At 73.0% G+C, this 22,339-nt stretch carries 25 protein-coding genes and 1 pseudogene; 21 read left to right on the top strand and 5 right to left on the bottom strand.

All coding sequences use genetic code 11. The annotated features are described in order from the left end of the window. Nucleotides 1-600 precede the first annotated feature (600 nt). A pseudogene (locus ACIBAF_RS12780) lies at nucleotides 601-1,965 on the bottom strand (rhodanese-like domain-containing protein); the annotation flags it as partial. Nucleotides 1,966-2,143: 178 nt separating this feature from the next. Here ACIBAF_RS12780 and ACIBAF_RS12775 point away from each other — a divergent pair. From ACIBAF_RS12775 to ACIBAF_RS12750, 6 genes are all read left to right on the top strand, one after another. Beyond that, complete coding sequence (locus ACIBAF_RS12775; RefSeq protein ID WP_399463203.1) at nucleotides 2,144-2,977, top strand: M55 family metallopeptidase; 834 nt, start codon at nucleotides 2,144-2,146, stop codon at nucleotides 2,975-2,977. A 37-nt stretch (nucleotides 2,978-3,014) separates the two neighbouring features. Continuing rightward, on the top strand, nucleotides 3,015-4,319 hold the full coding sequence (locus ACIBAF_RS12770; protein WP_399463202.1) for a M20/M25/M40 family metallo-hydrolase: 1,305 nt from the start codon (nucleotides 3,015-3,017) through the stop codon (nucleotides 4,317-4,319). Nucleotides 4,320-4,335: 16 nt separating this feature from the next. Then, nucleotides 4,336-6,300, top strand: coding sequence for a prolyl oligopeptidase family serine peptidase (locus ACIBAF_RS12765; RefSeq protein WP_399463201.1), 1,965 nt, complete (start codon nucleotides 4,336-4,338; stop codon nucleotides 6,298-6,300). Further along, entirely contained in the window at nucleotides 6,297-7,220 is a 924-nt protein-coding gene (locus ACIBAF_RS12760) for an LD-carboxypeptidase (protein WP_399463200.1), read from the top strand. The genes ACIBAF_RS12765 and ACIBAF_RS12760 overlap by 4 nt, the downstream gene beginning before the upstream one ends. A 92-nt stretch (nucleotides 7,221-7,312) precedes the next feature. Then, a complete protein-coding gene (locus tag ACIBAF_RS12755; RefSeq protein WP_399463199.1) occupies nucleotides 7,313-7,591 on the top strand; it encodes a DUF1049 domain-containing protein in 279 nt (92 codons plus the stop codon). Nucleotides 7,592-7,612: 21 nt separating this feature from the next. Beyond that, complete coding sequence (locus ACIBAF_RS12750) at nucleotides 7,613-8,203, top strand: GNAT family N-acetyltransferase (protein ID WP_399463198.1); 591 nt, start codon at nucleotides 7,613-7,615, stop codon at nucleotides 8,201-8,203. Here ACIBAF_RS12750 and ACIBAF_RS12745 read toward each other — a convergent pair. Both ACIBAF_RS12745 and ACIBAF_RS12740 read right to left on the bottom strand, forming a co-directional pair. Then, entirely contained in the window at nucleotides 8,181-8,528 is a 348-nt protein-coding gene (locus ACIBAF_RS12745; RefSeq protein ID WP_399463197.1) for a DUF6204 family protein, read from the bottom strand. The two genes, ACIBAF_RS12750 and ACIBAF_RS12745, sit on opposite strands and share 23 nt — an antisense overlap. A 112-nt stretch (nucleotides 8,529-8,640) precedes the next feature. Then, nucleotides 8,641-8,991 (bottom strand): VOC family protein, encoded by a 351-nt coding sequence (locus ACIBAF_RS12740; protein ID WP_399463196.1) that lies wholly within the window; start codon nucleotides 8,989-8,991, stop codon nucleotides 8,641-8,643. A 135-nt stretch (nucleotides 8,992-9,126) separates the two neighbouring features. Here ACIBAF_RS12740 and ACIBAF_RS12735 point away from each other — a divergent pair, with 135 nt between their 5' ends. The 15 genes from ACIBAF_RS12735 to ACIBAF_RS12665 all read left to right on the top strand — a co-directional run bounded on the left by ACIBAF_RS12735 (nucleotide 9,127) and on the right by ACIBAF_RS12665 (nucleotide 21,108). Beyond that, a complete protein-coding gene (locus tag ACIBAF_RS12735; protein ID WP_399463195.1) occupies nucleotides 9,127-9,600 on the top strand; it encodes a phage holin family protein in 474 nt (157 codons plus the stop codon). 12 nt (nucleotides 9,601-9,612) lie between these two features. After that, the gene (locus tag ACIBAF_RS12730) at nucleotides 9,613-10,641 is read left to right on the top strand and encodes an SDR family oxidoreductase (protein WP_399463363.1); all 1,029 of its coding nucleotides are present in this window, start codon (nucleotides 9,613-9,615) and stop codon (nucleotides 10,639-10,641) included. 175 nt (nucleotides 10,642-10,816) lie between these two features. Next, nucleotides 10,817-12,739: an FAD-dependent oxidoreductase gene (locus tag ACIBAF_RS12725; protein WP_399463194.1), complete on the top strand. Its 1,923-nt coding sequence runs from the start codon at nucleotides 10,817-10,819 to the stop codon at nucleotides 12,737-12,739. Between the two features lie 4 nt (nucleotides 12,740-12,743). Then, on the top strand, nucleotides 12,744-14,591 hold the full coding sequence (locus tag ACIBAF_RS12720) for a transketolase (RefSeq protein ID WP_399463193.1): 1,848 nt from the start codon (nucleotides 12,744-12,746) through the stop codon (nucleotides 14,589-14,591). Beyond that, entirely contained in the window at nucleotides 14,588-15,565 is a 978-nt protein-coding gene (gene ligD / locus ACIBAF_RS12715; protein WP_399463192.1) for a non-homologous end-joining DNA ligase, read from the top strand. Before ACIBAF_RS12720 ends, ligD begins: the two co-directional genes overlap by 4 nt. A gap of 45 nt (nucleotides 15,566-15,610) precedes the next feature. Next, nucleotides 15,611-15,979 carry a gas vesicle protein gene (locus tag ACIBAF_RS12710; RefSeq protein WP_399463191.1) on the top strand — a complete coding sequence of 123 codons (369 nt, stop codon included), beginning with the start codon at nucleotides 15,611-15,613 and terminating at the stop codon, nucleotides 15,977-15,979. A 62-nt stretch (nucleotides 15,980-16,041) separates the two neighbouring features. Continuing rightward, the gene (locus tag ACIBAF_RS12705) at nucleotides 16,042-16,482 is read left to right on the top strand and encodes a gas vesicle structural protein GvpA (protein WP_399463190.1); all 441 of its coding nucleotides are present in this window, start codon (nucleotides 16,042-16,044) and stop codon (nucleotides 16,480-16,482) included. Beyond that, the gene (locus ACIBAF_RS12700) at nucleotides 16,479-17,240 is read left to right on the top strand and encodes a GvpL/GvpF family gas vesicle protein (protein ID WP_399463189.1); all 762 of its coding nucleotides are present in this window, start codon (nucleotides 16,479-16,481) and stop codon (nucleotides 17,238-17,240) included. The genes ACIBAF_RS12705 and ACIBAF_RS12700 overlap by 4 nt, the downstream gene beginning before the upstream one ends. A gap of 7 nt (nucleotides 17,241-17,247) precedes the next feature. Then, nucleotides 17,248-17,511 carry a gas vesicle protein GvpG gene (locus tag ACIBAF_RS12695; protein ID WP_399463188.1) on the top strand — a complete coding sequence of 88 codons (264 nt, stop codon included), beginning with the start codon at nucleotides 17,248-17,250 and terminating at the stop codon, nucleotides 17,509-17,511. Next, entirely contained in the window at nucleotides 17,508-18,308 is an 801-nt protein-coding gene (locus ACIBAF_RS12690; RefSeq protein WP_399463187.1) for a DNA primase, read from the top strand. The genes ACIBAF_RS12695 and ACIBAF_RS12690 overlap by 4 nt, the downstream gene beginning before the upstream one ends. Then, on the top strand, nucleotides 18,305-19,408 hold the full coding sequence (locus ACIBAF_RS12685; RefSeq protein WP_399463186.1) for an SRPBCC family protein: 1,104 nt from the start codon (nucleotides 18,305-18,307) through the stop codon (nucleotides 19,406-19,408). Before ACIBAF_RS12690 ends, ACIBAF_RS12685 begins: the two co-directional genes overlap by 4 nt. Further along, the gene (locus ACIBAF_RS12680; protein ID WP_399463185.1) at nucleotides 19,405-19,785 is read left to right on the top strand and encodes a gas vesicle protein; all 381 of its coding nucleotides are present in this window, start codon (nucleotides 19,405-19,407) and stop codon (nucleotides 19,783-19,785) included. The genes ACIBAF_RS12685 and ACIBAF_RS12680 overlap by 4 nt, the downstream gene beginning before the upstream one ends. Beyond that, the gene (locus ACIBAF_RS12675; protein WP_399463184.1) at nucleotides 19,782-20,642 is read left to right on the top strand and encodes a GvpL/GvpF family gas vesicle protein; all 861 of its coding nucleotides are present in this window, start codon (nucleotides 19,782-19,784) and stop codon (nucleotides 20,640-20,642) included. The genes ACIBAF_RS12680 and ACIBAF_RS12675 overlap by 4 nt, the downstream gene beginning before the upstream one ends. Beyond that, nucleotides 20,639-20,827 carry a gas vesicle protein gene (locus tag ACIBAF_RS12670; protein WP_079658578.1) on the top strand — a complete coding sequence of 63 codons (189 nt, stop codon included), beginning with the start codon at nucleotides 20,639-20,641 and terminating at the stop codon, nucleotides 20,825-20,827. Before ACIBAF_RS12675 ends, ACIBAF_RS12670 begins: the two co-directional genes overlap by 4 nt. Further along, nucleotides 20,824-21,108, top strand: coding sequence for a gas vesicle protein K (locus tag ACIBAF_RS12665; protein ID WP_399463183.1), 285 nt, complete (start codon nucleotides 20,824-20,826; stop codon nucleotides 21,106-21,108). Before ACIBAF_RS12670 ends, ACIBAF_RS12665 begins: the two co-directional genes overlap by 4 nt. A 25-nt stretch (nucleotides 21,109-21,133) precedes the next feature. Here ACIBAF_RS12665 and ACIBAF_RS12660 read toward each other — a convergent pair whose 3' ends face one another. Next, complete coding sequence (locus ACIBAF_RS12660) at nucleotides 21,134-21,304, bottom strand: hydrophobic protein (protein WP_329222400.1); 171 nt, start codon at nucleotides 21,302-21,304, stop codon at nucleotides 21,134-21,136. 42 nt (nucleotides 21,305-21,346) lie between these two features. Then, complete coding sequence (locus ACIBAF_RS12655; RefSeq protein WP_399463182.1) at nucleotides 21,347-22,168, bottom strand: class I SAM-dependent methyltransferase; 822 nt, start codon at nucleotides 22,166-22,168, stop codon at nucleotides 21,347-21,349. Nucleotides 22,169-22,339: the final 171 nt, after the last annotated feature.

Below are 22,339 nucleotides of genomic sequence, written 5' to 3'. Positions count from 1 at the left end.
GCCGGGGGTGCCGTGGTCGGGGGTGCCGTGGTCGGTGGTGGCGTGGGCCGGGGTGTCGAGGCCCGGGGTGCCGTGGCCGGGGGTGTAGTGGTCGGTGTTGGCGTGGGCCGGGGTGTCGTCGGCGGGGGTGGCGTGGTCGGGGGTGGCGTGGCCCGGGGTGCCGTGGCCGGGGGTGTAGTGGTCGGTGTTGGCGTGGTCGGGGGTGCCGTGGTCGGGGGTGTCGAGGCCGGGGGTGTAGTGGTCGGTGGTGGCGTGGGCCGGGGTGTCGAGGCCGGGGGTGTAGTGGTCGGTGGTGGCGTGGGCCGGGGTGTCGAGGCCCGGGGTGCCGTGGCCGGGGGTGTAGTGGTCGGTGTTGGCGTGGTCGGGGGTGGCGTGGCCCGGGGTGCCGTGGCCGGGGGTGTAGTGGTCGGTGTTGGCGTGGGCCGGGGTGTCGTCGGCGGGGGTGGCGTGGTCGGTGGTGGCGTGGGCCGGGGTGTCGAGGCCCCGGGTGTCGTCGGCGGTGGTGGCGTGGCTGGGGGTGTCGTCGGCGGTGGTGGCGTGGGCCGGGGTGCCGTGGTCGGTGGTGGCGTGGCTTGGGGTGTCGAGGTCCGGGGTGTGTTGGGTGGGGGCGAGGAGGGTGAGGTCGGTGGCGGCTGCCTTGGTGAACGTGTCGTCGACGGCCACCACGTCGCGGCCGGCGGCGTCGAGCAGGGAGGCGGCGATGGCCGCGCGCATCCCGCCCGCGCAGTGCACCCAGACCGTGCCCGCGGGCACCTCGGCGAGCCGCCCAGGGAGCTGGTGGACCGGGAGGTGCACGCTGCCCTCGATCCAGCCGCCGGCCCGCTCGCCGTCCCGGCGCACGTCGAGCACGGTGATCTCCTCACCGTGCCGGCGGGCGGCGGCGAGGTCGGCGAACGTGGCCCGTGGGAACGAGGCCGGGCGTGCTCCGTCCACCAGCCAGTCGGCGGGCGAGCCGACGGCCGCCGCGGCCGGACGGTCGATGCCGACCCGGGCCAGCTCCCGCTGGGCGCGCCCGACGTCCTCGGCGCTCCCGGCGAGCAGCGTCACCGGCTTGCCCCACGGGATCAGCCAGGCCAGATAGGTCGCGAGCTGCCCGTCGACCTCGAAGTTGACCGCCCCGGCCACGTGCCCCGCGGCGAACGCCACCCGGCTGCGCAGGTCCACCACCCACTCGCCGGCCGCGAGCCGCCGGGCGATCTCGCCCGCGTCGGCGCGCCGCGGCGCCGTCAGGTCCACCGGGGCGGGGCCGCCCGCGTTGGCCGGGCCCATGTGCGCGTAGTACGCCGGGATGTCGTCCAGCCCGGCCAGCAGCTCCTTCACGAACGCGTCGGCGTCCTGCAGGAGCGCCGGGTTCGACGCCTTCTCGGCGCCGATCGTGCTGTGCGCGCCGTCGGCCTGCGCAGAGGAGCAGAAGCTGCCGAAGCCGTGCGTGGGCAGCACCGCCACCTCGTCCGCCAGCTCCCGCGCCAGGCGGTGCGCGGAGGCGTGCTGCGCCCGGGCCAGTCGCTCGGTCAGCCGCGGTTCGACGAGGTCGGGCCGGCCCACGCTGCCGATCAGCAGCGAACCGCCGGTGAACGCGGCCACCGGCCGGCCCGCCTCCTCGAGAACGTACGCGGTGTGGTGCGGGGTGTGCCCGGGGGTGGCCACCGCCCGCAGCACGAGGTCCTCGTCGATCGGCTCCACGTCCCCGTCGGCGACCGGCACACGCGCGTACGCCACCTCCGCCCCGGCCGGCACCAGATAGCGCGCCCCCGTGAGCCGGGCCAGCTCCAGCCCACCGGTCACGTAGTCGTTGTGCAGATGGGTCTCGGCGACGGCCACGATCCGCACCCCGCGGCGCGCCGCCGCGGCGATCACGCGGTCGATGTCGCGCGGCGGGTCCACGACCACCGCCGCGCGGGCGCCGCCCGCCAGATGACTGCGATGGCCCAGCCCCTCGGTCTGGAGAACGTCGACAAGGAACACGGCACACTCACTCCCTCACGGAATCCGAGAATTACCCCGGGGGGTATCTGGCATCCACCGTAACAGAGATACCCCCTGGGGTATTTTCACGGCCGTGTCGCCGCCACACCCCGCTCCTGCCGCGCGATCCGTCGGACAGGCCCTAGGCTCGGGTACTCCTGAGTGGACGGGGCCGGACGTGAAGATCCTCATCAGCGCCGACATGGAGGGCGCCACCGGTGTCACCTGGCCTGCCGACGTGCTGCCGGGGACCGCCGAGTGGGAGCGCTGCCGGTCGCTGTTCACCTCGGACGTCAACGCCGCCGCACGGGGTTTCCTCGACGGCGGGGCGGACGAGGTCCTCGTCAACGAGGCCCACTGGACCATGCGCAACCTGCTCCTCGAACAGCTCGACGAGCGGGTGGAGTTGCTCACCGGCCGGCACAAGTCCCTCTCCATGGTGGAGGGCGTCCAGCACGGCGACGTCGACGGCATCGCCTTCGTCGGCTACCACGCGGGCGCCGGCATGGAGGGCGTCCTCGCCCACACCTACCTCGCCAACTCGATCACCGGCGTCTGGCTGAACGACGTACGGGCCAGCGAGGGCCTGCTCAACGCGCACGTCGTCGCCGAGTACGGCGTGCCCGTCGTCCTGGTCACCGGCGACGACGTGGCCTGCGAGGACGCGCTCGGGTACGCGCCCGAGGCGCTGAAGGTCGCGGTCAAGGACCATGTCTCCCGGTACGCGGCCGTGTGCCGTACGCCGGCCCGCACCGCCGCCGACATCCGGGCGGCGGCGAAGGCGGCGGCGCGGCTGGCGGCCCGTCAGGAACCGGTGAGCGGTGGGCCGTTCACCGTCGCGGTGGAGTTCGACGCCGAGCACCTGGCGATGGCGGCCACCCTGGTGCCCGGTGTCGCCCGCATCGGCGAGCGGAAGGTCGCCTGCACCAGCGCAACCATGTACGAGGGCATCCGCGCCTTCAAGGCGGTCACCACGATCGTCGCGGCCGCGATCGAGGAGCAGTATGGCTGAGCGGCACAGGCCCGGCACGGGCGGGAGCGGGAGCGGCATGGCTGACGCGCAGGCACGGGACGAGGTGGTGCGGTTCACCTCCGACCTCATCCGCATCGACACCGCCAACCGGGGCGGCGGGGACTGCCGGGAGCGGCCCGCCGCCGAGTACGCGGCCGCGCTGCTCGCCGAGGCGGGCGTCGAGCCGACGCTGCTCGAACGCACCCCGGGGCGCACCAACGTCGTCGCCCGGATCGAGGGCGCCGATCCGGCCGCCGACGCGCTGCTGGTCCACGGTCATCTGGACGTCGTCCCCGCCGAGGCCGCCGACTGGAGCGTGCACCCCTTCTCCGGGGAGGTACGCGACGGGGTGGTGTGGGGGCGCGGCGCCATCGACATGAAGAACATGGACGCGATGATCCTGGCCGTGCTCAGGGGCTGGGCGCGGCAGGGCGTGCGGCCCCGGCGCGACCTCGTCATCGCCTTCACCGCCGACGAGGAGGCCACCGCCGAGGACGGCTCCGGGTTCCTCGCCGACCGCCATCCGGGGCTGTTCGAGGGCTGCACCGAGGCCATCGGCGAATCGGGCGCGTTCACCTTCCACGACGGCGCCGGACGTGAGCTCTACCCCATCGCCGCGGGCGAGCGCGGCACCGGCTGGCTGAAGCTGACCGCGCGCGGGCGCGCCGGACACGGCTCCAAGGTCAACCGGGACAACGCGGTGACCCGGCTGGCCGCGGCCGTCGCCCGCATCGGCGAGCACCCATGGCCGCTCCGGCTCACCCCCACCGTCCGCGCCGCCCTCACCGAACTCGCCGCGCTGTACGGCATCGAGACCGATCTGCGCGACGTGGACGGCCTGTTGGAGAAGCTCGGCCCGGCCGCCGCCCTCGTCGAGGCCACCGTGCGCAACAGCGCCAACCCGACCATGCTGGACGCCGGTTACAAAATCAACGTGATCCCCGGGGAGGCCGTCGCGTTCGTCGACGGCCGGTATCTCGCGGGCGCCGAGGACGAGTTCCGCGCGACCCTCGACGAACTCACCGGCCCGGACGTCGACTGGGAGTTCCACCACCGCGAAGTCGCCCTCCAGGCACCGGTCGACGCGCCGCTCTTCGCCCGGATGCGCGCCGCCGTCGAGGAGTTCGCGCCCGAGGGGCACGTGGTGCCGTACTGCATGTCCGGCGGCACGGACGCCAAGCAGTTCTCGCGGCTCGGCATCACCGGCTACGGCTTCGCGCCGCTGAAGCTCCCGCAGGGCTTCGACCACCAGGCCCTCTTCCACGGGGTCGACGAACGGGTCCCGGTCGAGGCGCTGCACTTCGGCGTCGGCGTCCTCGACCGGTTCCTGCGGACGGCCTAGGCGAGCGGGGGAGAACGTGCAGGTCCTGCCCTACGGCTCCTGGCCCTCGCCCATCGACGCGACCCTCGCGGCCACCCACGACGGACGTCCCGAGTACGTCGGTTTCGTCGGCGACGAGGTGTGGTGGACGGCGCCCCGGCCGACCGAGAACGGCCGCCGCACCCTCGTCCGGCGACGCGCGGACGGCACGGAGGAGTCCGTCCTGCCCGCGCCCTGGAACGTCCGCAGCCGGGTCGTCGAGTACGGCGGACAACCCTGGGCCGGCGCCGTGCGTGAGGGCCGACTCCTCGTGGTGTTCGTGAACTTCGCCGACCAGCGGCTGTACGCGTACCAGCCCGGCCCCGGCGCCGAGCCGCGCCCGCTCACTCCCGTGTCCGTCGTGGGCGGCGGACTGCGCTGGGCGGAGCCGCAGTTGCTGCTCGACCGGGGTGAAGTCTGGTGCGTGCTGGAGGAGTTCACGGGCGAGCGCCCCACCGACGTCCGCCGCGTCCTGGCCGCCGTACCGCTGGACGGGTCGGCCGCCGAGGACGAGGACGCTGTACGCGAACTCACCGACGACCGGCGCCGGTTCGTCACCGGGGCCCGCCTCTCGCCCGACGGCCGCCGGGCCGCCTGGCTGGCCTGGGACCATCCGCGGATGCCGTGGGAGGGGACGGATGTGGTCGTCGCGGACGTCACGCCAAACGGAACCCTGGTCGGAGCCCGAGTGGTGGCCGGCGGGCCGCAGGAGTCGATCGCGCAGGTCGACTGGTCGGGGTCGGCGGACGGCTGTCTCCTGTATGTGAGCGACCGCAGTGGCTGGTGGAACCTGTACCGCGACCACGAACCGGTCTGTGCGCGCGAGGAGGAGTTCGGCGGGGCACTGTGGAAGCTCGGACACCGCTGGTTCGCGCCGTTGGACAGCGGGCTCGTGGCCGTGGTGCACGGCCGGGGGGCCACCGCGCTCGGGATCCTCGATCCGCAGACGGGGGAGCTCATCGACGCGGCGGGGCCGTGGACGGAGTTCGCCTCGACCCTCGCCGTGCAGGGCGACCACGTCGTCGCCGTCGCGGCCAGTCCGCGCAGCGCGTACGAGGTGGTGGAGCTGGACGCCCGGACCGGCCGGGCCCGGGTGATCGGCGCCGCGCACGACGACGCGGTGGACCCGGCCCACTACCCCGAGCCCCGGATCCGCACCTTCAGCGGGCCCGACGGCCGTGACGTCCACGCGCACGTCTATCCGCCGCACCACCCCGGGCTCGTGGCCCCCGGCCACGAACTGCCGCCGTACGTCGTCTGGGCCCACGGCGGGCCCACCGATCGCGCGCCGCTCGTGCTGGACCTGGAGATCGCCTACTTCACCTCGCGGGGCATCGGGGTCGCCGAGGTCGACTACGGGGGGTCGACCGGGTACGGGCGGGCCTACCGGGAGCGGCTGCGCGAGCAGTGGGGCGTGGTCGACGTCGAGGACTGCGCGGCCGTCGCGCTGGCCCTGGCCGACGAGGGCACCGCCGACCGCGACCGGCTGGCGATCCGCGGCGGCAGCGCCGGCGGCTGGACCGCCGCCGCCTCGCTGGCCGCCACCGACGTCTACGCCTGCGGCACGATTCTCTACCCCGTGCTGGACCTGGTGGGCTGGGCGACGGGGGAGACCCACGACTTCGAGTCGCACTACCTGGACGGTCTCGTCGGACCCCTCGCCGAGGTTCCCGCCCGGTACGCGCAGCGCTCGCCCGTCGAGCACGCCGACCGGATCACCGTGCCGTTCCTGCTGTTGCAGGGCCTGGACGACGTGATCTGCCCGCCCGCCCAGTGCGAGCGGTTCCTGGCCCGGCTGGCGGGGCGGCCGGCGCCGCACGCGTACCTCGCGTTCGAGGGGGAGGGGCACGGGTTCCGGAAGGCGGCGACGATGGTGCGCGCCCTGGAGGCCGAGCTCTCGCTGTACGCTCAGGTGTTCGGGCTGCGTCCGCCCGGTGTCCCGAGGTTGGAGCTCGTGCAGTGAAGGAACTCGTGCGGCCGTCCCGGCTCGCCGCGGGCGCCCGGGTCGCGATCGTCGCGCCCAGCGGACCCGTGGCGGAGGAGCGGCTCCAGGCCGGTCTCGACCTGCTGCGCGGCTGGGACCTCGACCCGGTGGTCGCCCCTCATGTGCTGGAGCGGCACGACCGGCTGCCCTACCTCGCGGGCGCCGACGCCGACCGGGCCGCCGATTTGCAGCGGGCCTGGTGCGACCCGGCCGTCGACGCCGTGCTGTGCGCACGCGGCGGCTACGGCGCCCAGCGCGTCGTCGACCTGCTCGACTGGGACGCGATGCGGGCGGCCGGCCCGAAGGTGTTCGTCGGCTTCAGCGACGCCACCACCCTGCACGAGGCCTTCGCCGTCCGCCTGGGCCTGGTCACGCTGTACGGGCCGGTGGCCGCGGGCGTCGACTTCATCAAGAACGCCCGGGCCCAGGACCACCTCAGGGCCACCCTGTTCGCCCCGGAGACCGTCCGCACGCTCGCCTCCACCGGTACGGCCCTCGCCCCGGGCCGGGCGCGGGGCGTCACCATGGGCGGCTGTCTGGCGCTGCTGGCCACCGGCCACGGCACCCCGCACACCCACGCCGGCGCCCGCGGCGGACTGCTGCTGATCGAGGACGTGGGGGAGTCGCCGTACGCGGTGGACCGGGCCCTCACCCAACTCCTGCGCACCGGCTGGCTGGACGGCGTCGCGGGCATCGCGCTCGGCTCCTGGGACCGGTGCGGCCCGTACGAGAAGCTGCGGCCGGTCCTCGCCGACCGGCTGGGCGGCCTCGGCGTCCCCGTGGTCGAGGAGCTCGGCTTCGGGCACTGCGAGGGAGCGGTGACCGTGCCCTTCGGCGTGGGCGCCGCACTCGACGCGGACGCGGGCGCCCTCACCCTCGACGCCCCCGCCCTGCGCTGACCTCCCGCCCTGCGCCGTGGCGCGCGGGCACGCCTCACCCGGAGGGCACGTCTCACCGTGCGTGACGGCGGCTTCGGGCTCACCCTGGTGACATGAGCCCGAAGACCTCGAAGACGTCGAAGAGCTCCGCGACCTCCGAGCGCGACGTGCGGAGCGGCCGCGTGGCCGGGGCGCTGACGCCCGCCCGGATCGCCGTCCTGGTGCTCGCCGTCCTCGCCCTGATCTTCATCTTCGAGAACACCCGCGCCACGAAGATCCGGCTGCTGATCCCCGAGGTGACGATGCCGCTGTGGGCGGCCCTGCTCGCCACGGGGATCGTCGGCGCGCTGTGCGGGGCGTACTTCGCGTATTCCAGGACCCGGCGGAGGTGACCGGCGTCGTACGCTGACCCGATGCCGCACACCGCATCCCGCTACCTCGCCGAGGGCCCCCGCACCGGTATACGCCACTTCACCTACGCGGACGGGCCGGAGTTCACCGCCCGGGCGCGGGAGAGCAAGGACCTGCACCGTCCGTGGCTGTTCCCGCCGGCCACCGCCGACGCCTACACCGCCTACGCGGGCCGGCTGATAGAGGATCCGTCGAAGGCCGGCTTCCTCGTCTGCACCCGGGAGGACGGGGCCGTCGCCGGGTTCGTGAACATCAACAACATCGTCGAGGGCGGCTTCCAGTGCGGTGCGCTGGGCTACGGCGTCTTCGCGCACGCGGCCGGGCGCGGGCTGATGCGCGAGGCGCTCGGCCTCGTCGTGAGGTACGCCTTCGGGCCGTTGCGGCTGCACCGGCTGGAGATCAACGTGCAGCCCGGGAACGCCGCGTCGATCGCCCTGGCCCGGGCCTGTGGCTTCCGGCTGGAGGGCTTCTCCCCGAAGATGATCTACATCGACGGGGAGTGGCGCGACCACGAGCGTTGGGCGATCACCGCGGAGACGATCGCTGCGGAGGCGGGCCCTGCGGGGACGGTCAACGGCGGGACGCAGGCTTGAAGTTGATCTTCATGGTGTCGAGGTCCGTGACCGTCGACCTCAAGCCGGCGAAGCCGTAGCCGAGCTCCCGCAGCGTCGTCTCGGCGCGCTCCTCGGCGAGCGCGCCCGCCATCTCCTCGCCGTCCGCCGCGTCCGACACCAGCACGTACCGCATCGAGAAGTGCTTCAGCGGCGACGACTCGTACGACAGGGCGCCCTCCTCGGTGAACCGCATGCTCGTCAGCCCGTGGTCGGCGGCCTCGGCGAGCAGCCGGGTACGGGCCGCCTCGGTGAGACCGTCCCACGTGCCGCGGACGATCACCCGATAGGTGTGCTGCTCACTCACTGTCGCTCACTCACTGTCGGTTGGGCGCGCACCGTCGGTCCTGCGCGGGGGTCGTCGAAACGCCCGACTCTACGTCCGGGAAACGGCGCCGCCCACGGATTTTCCGCCCGACCTAGTGCCCGCGCCGGTCCGCGTACTCGTACACCGCGCCGTCGGGGTGCCGGACGATCAGGTTGCGGCCCACCGGCGTCGGCACCGGGCCGGCCAGGACGTCCGCGCCCAGCTCGGTGAGGGTCTTGTGCACCTCGTCGACGTCCGTGACGGCGATCGTCGCGGCCACCTTGCGCAGCACCTCCAGCTCGGCCGGGGGTCCGCTCATCAGCAGGAAGCAGCCGACGGCGGCCACCTGCACCCCGCCCCGCTCGAAGCGGAGCGCGTCGGCGCCCGCCAGCCGCTCGTAGAAGGAGACCGCGGCCTCCAGGTCGTCGACACAGACACGCAGCGTTGCTCCCAGAATGTCCATGCGGACGAGCCTAGTTGGGACGGCCGCGGCCGGGTGATCCCTTCACCCGATCCTCTCCGCGTCCCCTCGCCGCTGCCCGCCGCGGTGCGCCGGCCCGTGGCGTTACGCCTCGGTGACGGCGGGTACCCGGCGGCCATGGAGCGCATCGATCACCTGGAGCATCTGGACAAGCATCTGGTCGACGAACTGGCGCAGGTGGCGCGCGAGACGATCCGCGACGAACTGCGCGAGCAGACCCGCAAGCAGCGCCGCAAGGCCACGCTGTACGCCGCGTCCGGCGCCGTCGCCCTCTACGCGGGCGCGGCCGTCGCACTCGCGATCGGCCTGGCCCTCGACGTGGGCCTGCCGGGCTGGGCCGCGGCGCTGATCACCGCCGCGATCCTCGGCGTCGCGGCGTACCTGCTGCGGGGCGCCGCCCAGCCCCACACGCCGCGGCCCAGGAGCCACGGGCGGGTCATCGGCGGCACGCCGCCGGCCGGGCCGCCCGGCGGTACCGGCACGGCGTACCCGCCGATGCCGCCGACCGCGCCCGGCGCCGGTGTGCCGGAACCGGGCGAGGCGCCGCGCCTGGACGACATCGACCCCGAGAACCCGCACCACCGGGGGTGACACACGGTGAGCATCCGCCGAGGAGCCGGCAGGGCCGTCGTGGTGACCGGGGCCAGCGGGGGCGTGGGCCGGGCCACGGCCGTGGCCTTCGCCGCCCGCGGCGACCGGGTCGCCCTCCTGGCCCGGGGCCGCGAGGGCCTCGCCGCCGCGGCGGAGGACGTGCGGCGCGCCGGCGGTGAGGCGCTCGTCGTGAGCGTCGACACGGCCGACGCCAAGGCCGTCGAGGACGCCGCGCAGCAGGTCGTCGACGTCTTCGGCGGCATCGACGTCTGGGTCAACAACGCCTTCGCCGGCGTCTTCGCGCCGTTCACCGAGATCACCCCGGACGAGTTCCGCCGGGTCACCGAAGTGACCTATCTGGGCTATGTGTTCGGCACCCGCGCGGCCCTGCGGCACATGCTGCGGCGGGGCCGCGGCACGATCGTGCAGGTCGGCTCGGCGCTCGCGTACCGCGGGGTGCCGCTGCAGTCGGCGTACTGCGGGGCCAAGCACGCGATCCAGGGGTTCAACGAGTCGCTGCGGTGCGAGCTGCTGCATGCGGGCAGCAGGATCCGCACGACGATGGTGCAGCTGCCCGCGATGAACACACCGCAGTTCGAGTGGGTCCTGAACCGGATGCCCGGGCGGGCCCGGCCGGTGGCGCCGGTGTACCAGCCCGAGGTCGCCGCGCGAGCGATCGTGCACGCGGCCGGGCACGGCAGGCGGCGCGAGTACTGGGTGGGCGGGTCCACGGCGGCGACCCTGATCGCCAACGCCGTCGCACCGGCGCTGTTGGACCGGTATCTGGCGCGGACCGGCTTCGACGCCCAGCAGGACGCCGGCGACCACGCAGGCATGGGGAACCTGTGGGCCCCCGCGGACGGGCCGCACGGGCACGACTTCGGGCCGCACGGGCGTTTCGACGGGGAAGCGGCCGACCGCAGCGCGCAGGAGTGGGTCTCGCGCAACCGGGGGCGGATGGGGAAGGGCCTGCTGGCCGGCGCGCTGGGCGCCTCCGTCGGCGCTGTCGGGGTCGGCCTGCGCCGACGAGGCCGGAGCTGAGGCCCAGCCGCAGCCGCAGCCGCAGCCGCAGCTATAGGCATAGCCATGGCCGTAGCCGTGCAGGACCGCCCGGGCGGGACACCGGCGCACGTTTGGCCGCCACAGCCAGGGGGACGCGGAAACCCTCGTACGACAACCGTCCGCACCACCGTCCGAACACCGCCGGAGGCGAACCGTGAGCCGACCCCGCATCGTGATCGTCGGAGCAGGCTTCGCCGGATACCGGGCGGCCCGCACGCTGGCCCGGGCGGCCCGGGGACGGGCCGACATCACCCTGCTCAACCCGACCGACTACTTCCTGTACGTGCCGCTGCTGCCCCAGGTGGCGGCGGGCATCCTCGAACCGCGCCGGGTCACCGTGTCGCTGTCCGGCACCCTGCGCGACGTACGGCTCGTGCTGGGCGAGGCCGACCGCATCGACCTCGACGCGCGCACCGTCCACTACACCGACCCCGAGGGCGACACGGGCGCGCTCGGTTACGACCGGCTCGTGCTCGCCGCGGGCAGCGTCAACAAGCTGCTGCCCATCCCCGGGGTCGCCGAGCACGCGCACGGCTTCCGCGGTCTGCCCGAGGCGCTCTATCTGCGCGATCACCTCACCCGGCAGGTGGAGTTGGCCGCCTCCGGCGACAACGCGGCCGACTTCGTGGCGCGTTGCACGTTCGTCGTGGTCGGGGCGGGCTACACGGGCACCGAAGTCGCCGCACAGGGACAGCGGTTGACCGACGCGCTGGTGCGAGACCACCCCCTGCGCACGGGCCTGCGGCCGCGCTGGCTGCTTCTCGACGTCGCCGAGCGCGTCCTGCCCGAACTGGACGAACGGCTCTCGCGCACCGCCGACCGGGTGCTGCGCGAACGGGGCGTCGAGGTGCGCATGGGGACCTCCGTGAAGGAGGCCACGGGCGAGGGAGTCCTGCTGACCGACGGCGAGTTCGTCGACACCCGCACCCTGGTGTGGTGCGTGGGCGTACGGCCGGATCCGCTCGCGGAGTCGCTCGGACTGCCCCTGGAGCGGGGGCGGCTGCTCGTCGAGCCGACCCTGCAGGCGCCGGGCCGGCCCGAGGTGTTCGCCTGCGGTGACGCGGCCGCGGTACCCGATCTGGAGCGGCCCGGGGAGTACGCGCCGATGACCGCGCAGCACGCGTGGCGGCAGGGCAAGGTGGCCGGACAGAACGTCGCCGCCTCGTTCGGCGGCGGGGGCGGTCTGCGACCGTACCGGCACAAGGATCTGGGGTTCGTCGTAGACCTGGGCGGGGTGCAGGCGGCCGCGAATCCGCTCGGCGTCCATCTGTCCGGTCCCGCGGCCGGGGCGGTCGCCCGCGGCTACCATCTCGCCGCGATGCCCGGCAACCGCGTCCGCGTGGCCGCCGACTGGCTGCTGGACGCCGTACTCCCGCGCCAGTCCGTCCAGTTGGGCCTCGTACGGTCCTGGTCGGTACCGCTGGACACGGCGTCGCCCGAGCTGGCACGGGTACCGGGCGCCGCCGGGCGGGAAACGGTTTCCGGCCCCGGCGCGGCCGTCCCCGAGGACGCGACCGACGAACCCGATACCGAGACCGACCATCAGACGATCACGTCGCCGACGCCCGAGGTGGCGAAGGAGGGGTCCGACCCCGAGATCGCCGGTGCGGCCCCGGGCGCGGGGCCCGACTCCGAGCCCGACGACCACCAGACGATCACCTCCCCGACCCCCGAGGTGGCCAAGGACGACTCCGCAGCCGAGGCGGAGGGGAGCCGGCCCGGCGCCGAACCCGCCAGGAACCAGCCGGGACCCGAGCCGGCCAAGAACCAGCCCGGGCCGGAGCCGGCCAAGAACCAGCCCGGGCCGGAGCCGGCCAAGAACCAGCCCGGGCCGGAGCCGGCGAAGAACCAGCCCGGGCCGGAGCCGGCGAAGAACCAGCCCGGGCCGGAGCCCGCGAAGAACCAGCCCGGGCCGGAGCCCGCGAAGAACCAGCCCGGGCCGGAGCCCGCGAAGAACCAGCCCGCGCCGGAGCCGGCGAAGAACCAGCCGGGGCACGCGCCCGCCAGAGGGCATCCGGCGCCCGGGCCCGTCAAGCGCGGTGACGTCCGCGAGGATCGCGTAGAAGGAGACCAGTAGCCCGATGGACACCGCCGAACTCACCGAACTCGGACAGCAGTTGAGGGTGGACAGTGTGCGTGCCTCCGCGGCCGCGGGGTCCGGGCACCCGACGTCCTCGATGTCGGCCGCGGACCTGATGGCCGTACTGCTCGCCCACCATCTCCGCTACGACTTCGACCGCCCCGCTCACCCGGGCAACGACCGCTTCGTCCTCTCCAAGGGCCATGCCTCCCCGTTGCTGTACTCCGCCTACAAGGCCGCCGGGGCCGTCGACGACGAGGAACTCCTCACCTTCCGCAAGCTCGGCAGCCGGCTCGAAGGGCACCCCACCCCACAGCGGCTGCCCTGGGTCGAGACGGCCACCGGATCGCTCGGTCAGGGGCTTCCGGTGGGCGTCGGCATCGCGCTGGCCGGGAAACGGCTGGAGCGGGACGGTCACCGCGTGTGGGTGCTGTGCGGGGACAGCGAGCTCGCCGAGGGCTCGGTGTGGGAGGCCGCCGAGCACGCGGGCCACGAACACCTCGACAACCTCACGGCGATCGTGGACGTCAACCGCCTCGGCCAGCGCGGCCCCACCCGGCACGGCCACCACCTCGACGCCTACGCCCGCCGCTTCCAGGCCTTCGGCTGGCACACGGTCGAGATCGACGGGCACGACGTGGACGCGATCGACCGCGCGTACGGCGAGGCGGTCTCCACCAAGGGCCAGCCCACCGCGATCCTCGCCCGCACCCTCAAGGGCAAGGGCGTCGAGTCCGTCCAGGACCGCGAGGGCCTGCACGGAAAGCCGCTGCCCGACGCCGACGAGGCGATCGAGGAGCTGGGCGGCGTCCGCGACCTGCGCGTTCAGGTGCACGCACCGGCCGAGGCGCGCATGCTGCACTCCGTGCCCACCGGGCACCTCGACCTGCCCAGGTGGGAGAAGGGCGAGGAGGCGGCCACCCGGGACGCCTACGGGCAGGCCCTCGCCGCCCTCGGCGCCGCCCGCGAGGACGTCGTCGCCCTCGACGGCGAGGTGAGCGACTCGACCCGCGCCGAGGCATTCGCCAAGGAGCATCCCGACCGCTTCTTCGAGTGCTACATCGCCGAACAGCAGCTCGTCGCCGCCGCGGTAGGCCTGGCGACGCGCGGCTGGGTGCCGTACGCGTCCACGTTCGCGGCCTTCCTGACCCGGGCGTACGACTTCGTCCGCATGGCCTCGATCAGCGGAGCCGGCATCAACCTGGTCGGCTCGCACGCCGGGGTCTCCATCGGGCAGGACGGGCCCTCGCAGATGGGCCTGGAGGACCTGGCGATGTTCCGGGCCGTGCACGGCTCGACCGTGCTGTATCCCTGCGACCCCAACCAGACCGCCCGGCTCGTCACCGCCATGGCCGGCCTGGACGGCGTCCGCTATCTGCGCACCTCGCGCGGCGCCGGACCGGTGCTCTACGGGCCCGACGAGGAGTTCCCCGTCGGCGGCAGCAAGGTGCTGCGCTCCTCCGAAGGGGACCGCATGACGATCGTCGCGGCCGGCGTCACCGTGCACGAGGCGCTGCAGGCCGCCGACGCGCTCGCCGGCGAGGGCATCGCCGTCCGCGTCGTCGACCTGTACTCGGTCAAGCCCGTCGACCGGGCCACGCTGCGGCGTGCCGCCGAGGAGACCGGGCTGCTGCTGAGCGTGGAAGACCACCATGAGCAGGGCGGCCTCGGGGACGCCGTCCTCGACGCCTTCCTCGACGGGCGGCCGATGCCCCGGCTGGTGCGCCTCGCCGTGCGGACGATGCCCGGTTCGGCGAGCCCGGCCGAGCAGCTGCACGCCGCGGGCATCGACGCCGAGTCGATCGCCGCGTCCGCCCGGCTGCTGGTGGAGCAGGCGATCGCGCCATGAGCAGGGGCGCAGGCGGCGGCGCCGGCGGCGAGGTGCGCACGGTGCGCGCCGGCCGCCGTACCGTCGAGGTGCACCGGCCGGACAAGGTGCTCTTCCCGGCCGGCGAGGACGGCAAGGAGTACACGAAGGGCGACCTCGTCGCGTACTACCGGTCGGTCGCCGCGTTCATGCTGCCGCAGCTGCGCGGCCGCCCGCTGATGCTGGAACGGCATCCGGACGGGATCGACGGCCCCCGCTTCATGCAGAAGAACACCCCCGCGCACTATCCGGAGTGGATCACACGGGTCGAGGTGGCCAAGGAGGACGGCACGGTGTGCCACACCGTCTGTGACGACTCCGCCACCCTCGCCTTCCTCGCCGACCAGGCCTGCCTCACCCTGCACCGCTGGCTGTCGAGGGCCGGTCGGGTCGACCGCCCGGACCTGATGATCTTCGACCTCGACCCGGCCGACGGCGCCCCCTTCGCCGCCGTCCGCGAGGCCGCCGGATGGCTGGGCGAGCTGCTCGGCGAGCTGCGGCTGCCCTCCGCCCTGATGACGACCGGCTCGCGCGGACTGCACGTCGTCGTCCCCCTCGACGGCTCCGGCCGCTCCGACGGCTCCGACGGCTCCGGCTTCGACGAGGTGCGCGGCCTCGCCCGGGACGCCGCCGAGCTGCTCGTCGCCGAACACCCCGACCGGCTGACCACGGCCGCCCGCATCAAGGACCGCGGCGACCGCCTCTACCTGGACGTACAACGCAACGCCTACGCCCAGACCGCCGTAGCCCCCTTCACGGTGCGGGCCCGGCCCGGAGCGCCGGTCGCCACGCCGATCACCTGGGAGCAGCTCGCCGATCCGGAGCTCGGCCCGCGCCGCTGGACCATCGCCGACGCCGTCGAGCAGGCCCGCACCCGGCCCTGGTCCCAGATGCCGGGCCGCGGGCGCGCCCTCGGCCCGGCCCGGCGCCGGCTCGCCGCACTTCGCGGCTCGTGAAGGTTTGGCCAAGAGCCTTCAGGCCACCCGGAGGAAGAGGTGGCCATGGTGAACACAAAAAGCACGGAAAAGTCACGAGCTTCACGTGAATCCCAGGATCCACGGAGCGCAGAAGGCGAGGGCGGCAGCGTGACGGACGACCGACCCAGCCCCATGGAGGTGCTGCGCCAGGCGCGCGCCCAGCTCGCGGAACTGACCGGCATGGCCGCCGAAAGCGTCTCGTCCTTCGAGCAGACGGAGGACGGCTGGTCCCTGGAGATCGAGGTCCTGGAACTCGCCCGCGTGCCCGACACGATGAGCCTGATGGCGAGCTACCAGGTCGACCTCGATCCGGAGGGACAGCTCACCGGCTATCGGCGCGTCCGCCGTTACGAACGCGGGCGAGCCGACGCACACCGGCCGGGCGGCCGCTAGGCCCGCCGGCCCGTTCCCTTCCGAGACGACCATCCAATCCGAGACAAGGAGGCGCGGTCGACATGACCGTTGTCCCGGCACAACAGACCGGCGGCGGAGGCGGCTCCAGCGGCCTTTACGACGTGCTGGAGCTCGTCCTAGACAGGGGTCTCGTCATCGACGCGTTCGTACGGGTCTCCCTGGTCGGCATCGAGATCCTCAAGATCGACGTACGAGTCGTCGTGGCCAGCGTCGACACGTATCTCCGCTTCGCCGAGGCCTGCAACCGGCTCGACCTGGAGGCGGGGCCGCGCAAGAGCCCGGGCCTGCCGGACATGGTCGGCGAGATCACCGAGTCCGGCGCACGCGGCAAGTCCAAGGGCGCGCTGGCCGGCGCCGCGGAGACCGTCTCCGACGCCTTCAAGCAGGCCCGTGACGAGAGCTCCTCGGGGGAGCGCGAGCGGGAGCCCAGGCCGCGTCCGCGTAAGAGCACCGCTTCGCGCCGGAAGGAGGAAGAGGAGTGAGTACGTACGTCTACGGCATCGTGGCGAGCTCGCACCCGGCCCTCCCCGACGGACTGGCCGGCGTCGGCGACCCGCAGCTGCCGGTGCGCGTGCTGAAGGAGGGCGAGCTGGCGGCCGTCGTCAGCGACGCCCCCGAAGGGCTGCGCCCCAAGCGCAGGGAGCTGCTCGCCCACCAGAACGTGCTCGCCGAGACCGGCGCGGCCGGCTGTGTGCTGCCCATGCGGTTCGGCAGCGTGGCGCCCGACGACAGCTCCGTCACCGGGGTCCTCGCCGAGCGCGCCGAGCACTACGTCGAGCGGCTGGACGCCCTCGACGGCAGGGTCGAGTACAACGTCAAGGCCTCGCACGTCGAGGAGGCCGTCCTGCACCAGGTGATGGCCGACAGCCCCGAGCTGCGCGCGCTCGCCGAGGCCAACCGGCAGTCGGGCGGCGGCAGTTACGAGCAGCGGCTGCAGCTCGGCGAGATGGTGGCCGCCGCGGTCAAAGCCAAGGAGGCCGAGGACGCGGCCGACGTGCAGCAGAGCCTCACGCCGCTGGCCGCGGCCACCGCCGTGGGCCCCGAGTCCACGGGCTGGCTGGTCAACGTCTCGTTCCTGGTGGACCGGGACTCGGCGGCCGGCTTCCTGGAGGCCGCGGAGGAGTTGCGCAAGGGCCGTCCGCACCTCGAAGTGCGGGTCAACGGGCCGCTGCCGCCGTACAGCTTCGTCGATCCCGGTCCGGCGGATCCGGCCGTACCGGCGGACGCCGCCACGGAGTAGGTGCGTGATGGGACTCATCTCAGAGGTGCTTTTGCTGCCGTTCGCCCCCGTGCGCGGCAGCGGCTGGGTGATCAGACAGGTCCTCCAGGAAGCCGAGCGGATCTACTACGACCCGGCCACGGTTCGGACCGAACTCGCCCGGTTGGAGGAGCGGTTGGAGGCCGGCGAGATCACCGAGGAGGAGTTCGACCAGCAGGAGGACGAGCTTCTCGACCGGCTGGAGATCGCGACGCGCAGGAGCGCGGGAACGGACGACGGGTGGGCAGGATGAACCGAGTGGGAATGGGCCTCGCGGTCGGGGCCGGGTACGTCCTCGGACGTACCAAGAAGATGAAGCTGGCCTTCGCCGTGGGCTCGCTGGTGGCCGGCAAGAAACTGAACCTGACGCCGCGCGCGCTCGCCGACCTGGCCTCCCGGCAACTGCGGGACAACCCGCAGTTCAAGGAGATCGGGGACCAGCTGCGCGAGGACCTGCGCGGCGTCGGCAAGGCGGCCTCCGGGGCCATGGTCGAGCGGCAGATGGAGGCCCTCTCCGATCGCCTGCACGGTCGCACCGCCGAGGTGCGCGACCAGCTCGCGGGCGTCCTGCCCGGCGGGTCTCAGGACGAGCAGGAGACAGAGGAGGACGAGGAGTACGACGACAACGAGGAGCCGCGGGACTCCGAGGACTCCGAGGACGCTCAGGACTCCGAGGACGCTCAGGACTCCGAGGACGCTCAGGACTCCGAGGACGCTCAGGACTCCGAGGACGCTCAGGACTCCCAGGACTCGGACTCCGAGGAGGAAGACGACGCGGAGGACGAGGCGGAGGGCCGGGCCGACGAGGCGCCGCCGAGGAAGCGGGCGGCGAAGAAGGCGCCGGCGAAGAAGACGGCCCGCAACGCCCCCGCGAAGAAGGCTCCCGCGAAGAAGACGGCCGCCCGGAAGTCTCCGGCTCGCAAGACGGCCGCGAAGAAGACCGCGTCGGCCGGGAAGCCGGCGGCGAGGACCGCGTCCAGGAGCTCTTCGGGACGCGCCTCGGCGTCCGCCTCCCGGACCCGGCGGCCGAAGGGAGGCGATGACCGATGACCGAGACCCTGGGATCCGCCAAGTCCGCGACGTCCGCGGTCGCCGGAGCCGGCAAGGCGGCCGGCGGCAGCCCCTTGTCCGACGTGGCCCACAGCGAGGCCGCCGACCGGCTCAAGGAAGAGGTGCAGGAATACCTCGCCGCCCAGGCCCAACGCGTGCTGGTCGGCGTCGGACACAAGCTCGGCGAGACCACGAGCAAGCTCAACGACATCGCCGAGGGCAACAGCCCCGGCTTCGCGAAGCTCGCCCTCGACGGCGGTCGCAAGATGGCGGAGGGCAAGGGGCCGCTGCGCTCCGCGCTGGAGCTCGGCGCCTCGCGGGCCAAGGACAAGGTGACCGGCGCCCTGAAGAGCCTCGGCGGCGGCAAGCGCAAGAAGAGCGCGGGCAAGAAGCCGACCGTGATCATGGAGACGATCGACGTCGGCGTGCCGCTGCGCACCGCCTACGACCAGTGGACGCAGTACCAGGACTTCAGCACCTTCGCCAAGGGCGTCAAGAGCGCGAACCGCGCCGACGACACCACCAGCGACTGGCAGGCGAAGGTCTTCTGGTCCAACCGGAGCTGGAAGGCGAAGACCACCGAACAGGTGCCGGACGACCGGATCGCCTGGACGTCGGAGGGCGCCAAGGGCACGACGAAGGGCGTCGTCTCCTTCCACGAGCTCGCCCCGAACCTCACCCGGATCCTGCTCGTCATCGAGTACTACCCCACGGGTCTGTTCGAGAAGACCGGCAACATCTGGCGTGCCCAGGGCCGTCGCGCCCGACTCGACCTGAAGAACTTCGCCCGCTTCATCACCATCAAGGGGGAGGCTCAGGACAGCTGGCGCGGCGAGATCCGCGACGGCGAGGTCGTCACCTCCCACGAGGACGCGGTCGCCGAGGAAGGCGACCGGGAGGACGATGAGGAGTACGAGGAGGACGCCCCGTACGCCGAGGACGAGAGCGACGAGGCCGACGACGAGGAGTACGACGAGGACGAGGAGTCCGCGCAGGACGAGGGCGGCGGGCCGCAGGAGGCCGAGGACGAGTACGAGGAGTACGACGAGGAGGAGCCCGAGGACGAGGAGCAGTACGACGAGGGCAGGAGCCGGCGATGAGCATGCCGAGCCGGCTGCCGGAGCCGTACGGTCAGGGCGGCGGGGCCAACCTCGCCGACATCCTGGAACGGGTGCTCGACAAGGGCATCGTGATCGCCGGCGACATCCGGATCAACCTGCTCGACATCGAGCTGCTCACCGTGAAGCTCCGCCTCATCGTCGCCTCCGTCGACAAGGCGAAGGAGATGGGCATCGACTGGTGGGAGGACGACCCGGCCCTGTCCTCCGGGGCCCGGCGCAAGGAACTCGCGCGGGAGAACGCCGAGTTGCGGGAGCGCCTGGCGCGACTGGAGGAACTGGAGGAACTGGAGCCGGGCCGCTCCCGCAAGGACGCGCCGCAGAGCGCCCGTAGGAACGTCCGAGAGGAGTCCCCGTGACCGGACTGCGCTATGTGTACGCCGTCTGCCGTCCCCTCGGCGCGCCGCTCCAGGCCGATCTGCCGGGCGTGGCGGGCGATCCGCCCAGACTGCTCACCCACCACGGTCTGATCGCCGTGGTCAGCCATGTGCCGGAGCGGGACTTCGCCGAGGAGCCGCTCCGTCGCCATCTGGAGGACCTGGACTGGCTCACCGAGACCGCCCGCGCCCACCAGCAGGTGATCGACGCCCTCACCGCCGTCACCACGCCGCTGCCGCTCCGGCTCGCCACCGTCTTCCGGGACGACAGCGGCGTCCGCGTGATGATGGAGGAGCGCGAGGACGACTTCCGGCGCACCCTGGAGCGGCTCGCGGGACGGGTCGAGTGGGGTGTGAAGGTGTACGTCGAGCCGGAGGCGCAGGAGGCCGAGCCCGCGCCGGCCAAGCCTGCCTCGGGCCGCGACTACCTGATGCAGCGGCGTACGAGGGCCCGGGCCCATGAGGACACCTGGCAGCGTGCCGAGCGATTCGCCGGACGTCTGCACTCGACCCTGTCCGCGCACGCCGACGACGCCCGCCTTCATCCGCCGCAGAACCCCGCCCTCTCGAAGCTCTCCGGCCAGAACGTGCTGAACGCCGCCTATCTCGTGCCGCGCGCCGAATCCGAGGAATTCGTGGAAATCGTGGATCGCACCAAGGGCGAGGAATCGGAAATGCGGGTGGAACTCACCGGACCGTGGGCTGCATATTCCTTTGTGGAGCCCGCAGGGAAAGAGGAGCCCGCGGGGAATGAGGAGTCCGCGGGGAATCGGGCGTCCGGCGGGAATGCGGAGTCCGTCGCGGAGTCCGGGGCGGGGCAGCCGGGGGAGGGGGCATGACCGTCGTGGAGCGCCGTGAGGTCGCCCTCGTCGACCTGCTCGACCGGCTGCTGGCCGGCGGGGTCGTCGTCACGGGGGACATCACCCTGCGCATCGCGGACGTCGATCTCGTCCGCATCGACCTGAACGCGCTGATCAGCTCGGTGAACGAACAAGTTCCTTCACCGTGGGGGGAGTTGCTGTGACCGACCGACGCAGGCGTGTCGACCTCGAACCCGACACCGTCGAGCGCGACCTGGTGAAACTCGTCCTGACCGTGGTGGAGTTGCTGCGTCAGCTGATGGAACGGCAGGCGCTGCGCCGCTTCGACACGGGGGATCTGAGCGAGGAGCAGGAGGAGCGCATCGGGCTCACCCTGATGATGCTCGACGACCGCATGGCCGAGCTGCGCGACCGCTACGGACTGCGGCCCGAGGACCTGAATCTGGACCTCGGGCCGCTCGGACCGCTGCTGCCCCGGGAATGACGCTGTGGAGAGCCCCGGGATCAGCTCACCACCTGTACCAACGTCCCCTGCCTCCCGCCGCTGAGGTCCCGCGGAAGAGGAATCCCAGCAGCCAGACGACGAGAACCGCGATTGCGATCCACCACAGCAACTTCACTGCGAATCCGGCACCGAAAAGCAGTAGCACCAGCAGCAGTACCAGCAAGATGGGAACCATAGTGTGAACCTCCTGGATTCCGTGTTTCCCGGAATCCAGAATTTAGACGCCCTTTCGGCACAGAATCTCTCCGTGCAGGACACTGAACCAGCCGTCCTCGTGCTGCCCCCACTCCCGCCAGGCCGCCGAGACGGCGCGCAGTTGCTCCTGCGTGGCGTGTCCGCCCTGGGTGGCGCGCTCCGCGTACGCCGAGGCCACGGTGCGGTCGGCCCACAGGCCGCTCCACCAGGCCCGCTCCTCGGGGGTGCTGAAGGTCCAGGTGGCGGAGGTGGCCGTGAGGTCGGTGAGCCCGGCGGCCAGCGCCCAGGACTTCAGCCGGCGCCCGGCGTCCGGCTCGCCGCCGTTGGACCGCGCCACCCGGCGGTACAGGTCCAGCCAGTCGTCCATGCCGGGCGAGGCCGGGTACCAGGTCATCGCCGCGTAGTCCGAGTCGCGGACCGCGACGTACCCGCCCGGCTTCGTCACCCGCAGCATCTCGCGCAGCGCCTGGACGGGGTCGCCCACGTGCTGGAGCACCTGGTGGGCGTGGACGACGCAGAACGTGTCGTCGGGGTACTCCAGGGCGTGCACGTCGGCGACCGCGAAGTCGAGGTTGGTCAGGCCCCGCTCGTCGGCCGTGGCCCGCGCCTGCTCCAGGATGCCCGGCGCGTGGTCGACGCCGGTGACGTGCCCGTCGGGGACCAGGGCGGCCAGGTCGGCGGTGATGGTGCCCGGCCCGCAGCCGATGTCCAGGATCTTCATGTGCGGCTTCAGCGAACCGAGCAGGTAGGCCGCGGAGTTGGCGGCCGTCCGCCAGGTGTGCGAACGCAGCACCGACTCGTGGTGTCCGTGCGTGTAGACGGCGGTCTCCTGCGCTTTCGGCATGGCTCTACCCCTTCTCGACGGACCGGGACCGAACCGGATCCCCGGTGTCGCCACCGTACGCCGACAACCGCATCGTGAGACTGATTGTTTTGATATACGGACTGACGGTGTGTCAGGAGTGCGGGTCAGGAGGGCGTGTCAGGAGGGCTGGCGAGATGGTGCCGGGCCTTC

It is taken from the genome of Streptomyces sp. NPDC051677, from assembly GCF_044453465.1.
GTDB lineage: Bacteria > Actinomycetota > Actinomycetes > Streptomycetales > Streptomycetaceae > Streptomyces.
The sequence above is the reverse complement of the archived record's forward strand: the minus strand, read 5'-3'. Positions and strand labels throughout refer to the sequence as shown.

Excerpts from the sequence above, each read along its gene's own strand:
- ACIBAF_RS12770 (WP_399463202.1), top strand. The coding sequence starts at position 3,015 with ATGGCTGACGCGCAGGCACGGGACGAGGTGGTGCGGTTCACCTCCGAC.
- ACIBAF_RS12755 (WP_399463199.1), top strand. The coding sequence starts at position 7,313 with ATGAGCCCGAAGACCTCGAAGACGTCGAAGAGCTCCGCGACCTCCGAG.
- ACIBAF_RS12750 (WP_399463198.1), top strand. The coding sequence starts at position 7,613 with ATGCCGCACACCGCATCCCGCTACCTCGCCGAGGGCCCCCGCACCGGT.
- ACIBAF_RS12740 (WP_399463196.1), bottom strand. The coding sequence starts at position 8,991 with ATGGACATTCTGGGAGCAACGCTGCGTGTCTGTGTCGACGACCTGGAG.
- ACIBAF_RS12735 (WP_399463195.1), top strand. The coding sequence starts at position 9,127 with ATGGAGCGCATCGATCACCTGGAGCATCTGGACAAGCATCTGGTCGAC.
- ACIBAF_RS12720 (WP_399463193.1), top strand. The coding sequence starts at position 12,744 with ATGGACACCGCCGAACTCACCGAACTCGGACAGCAGTTGAGGGTGGAC.
- ligD (WP_399463192.1), top strand. The coding sequence starts at position 14,588 with ATGAGCAGGGGCGCAGGCGGCGGCGCCGGCGGCGAGGTGCGCACGGTG.
- ACIBAF_RS12710 (WP_399463191.1), top strand. The coding sequence starts at position 15,611 with ATGGTGAACACAAAAAGCACGGAAAAGTCACGAGCTTCACGTGAATCC.
- ACIBAF_RS12705 (WP_399463190.1), top strand. The coding sequence starts at position 16,042 with ATGACCGTTGTCCCGGCACAACAGACCGGCGGCGGAGGCGGCTCCAGC.
- ACIBAF_RS12695 (WP_399463188.1), top strand. The coding sequence starts at position 17,248 with ATGGGACTCATCTCAGAGGTGCTTTTGCTGCCGTTCGCCCCCGTGCGC.
- ACIBAF_RS12690 (WP_399463187.1), top strand. The coding sequence starts at position 17,508 with ATGAACCGAGTGGGAATGGGCCTCGCGGTCGGGGCCGGGTACGTCCTC.
- ACIBAF_RS12685 (WP_399463186.1), top strand. The coding sequence starts at position 18,305 with ATGACCGAGACCCTGGGATCCGCCAAGTCCGCGACGTCCGCGGTCGCC.
- ACIBAF_RS12680 (WP_399463185.1), top strand. The coding sequence starts at position 19,405 with ATGAGCATGCCGAGCCGGCTGCCGGAGCCGTACGGTCAGGGCGGCGGG.
- ACIBAF_RS12670 (WP_079658578.1), top strand. The coding sequence starts at position 20,639 with ATGACCGTCGTGGAGCGCCGTGAGGTCGCCCTCGTCGACCTGCTCGAC.
- ACIBAF_RS12660 (WP_329222400.1), bottom strand. The coding sequence starts at position 21,304 with ATGGTTCCCATCTTGCTGGTACTGCTGCTGGTGCTACTGCTTTTCGGT.
- ACIBAF_RS12655 (WP_399463182.1), bottom strand. The coding sequence starts at position 22,168 with ATGCCGAAAGCGCAGGAGACCGCCGTCTACACGCACGGACACCACGAG.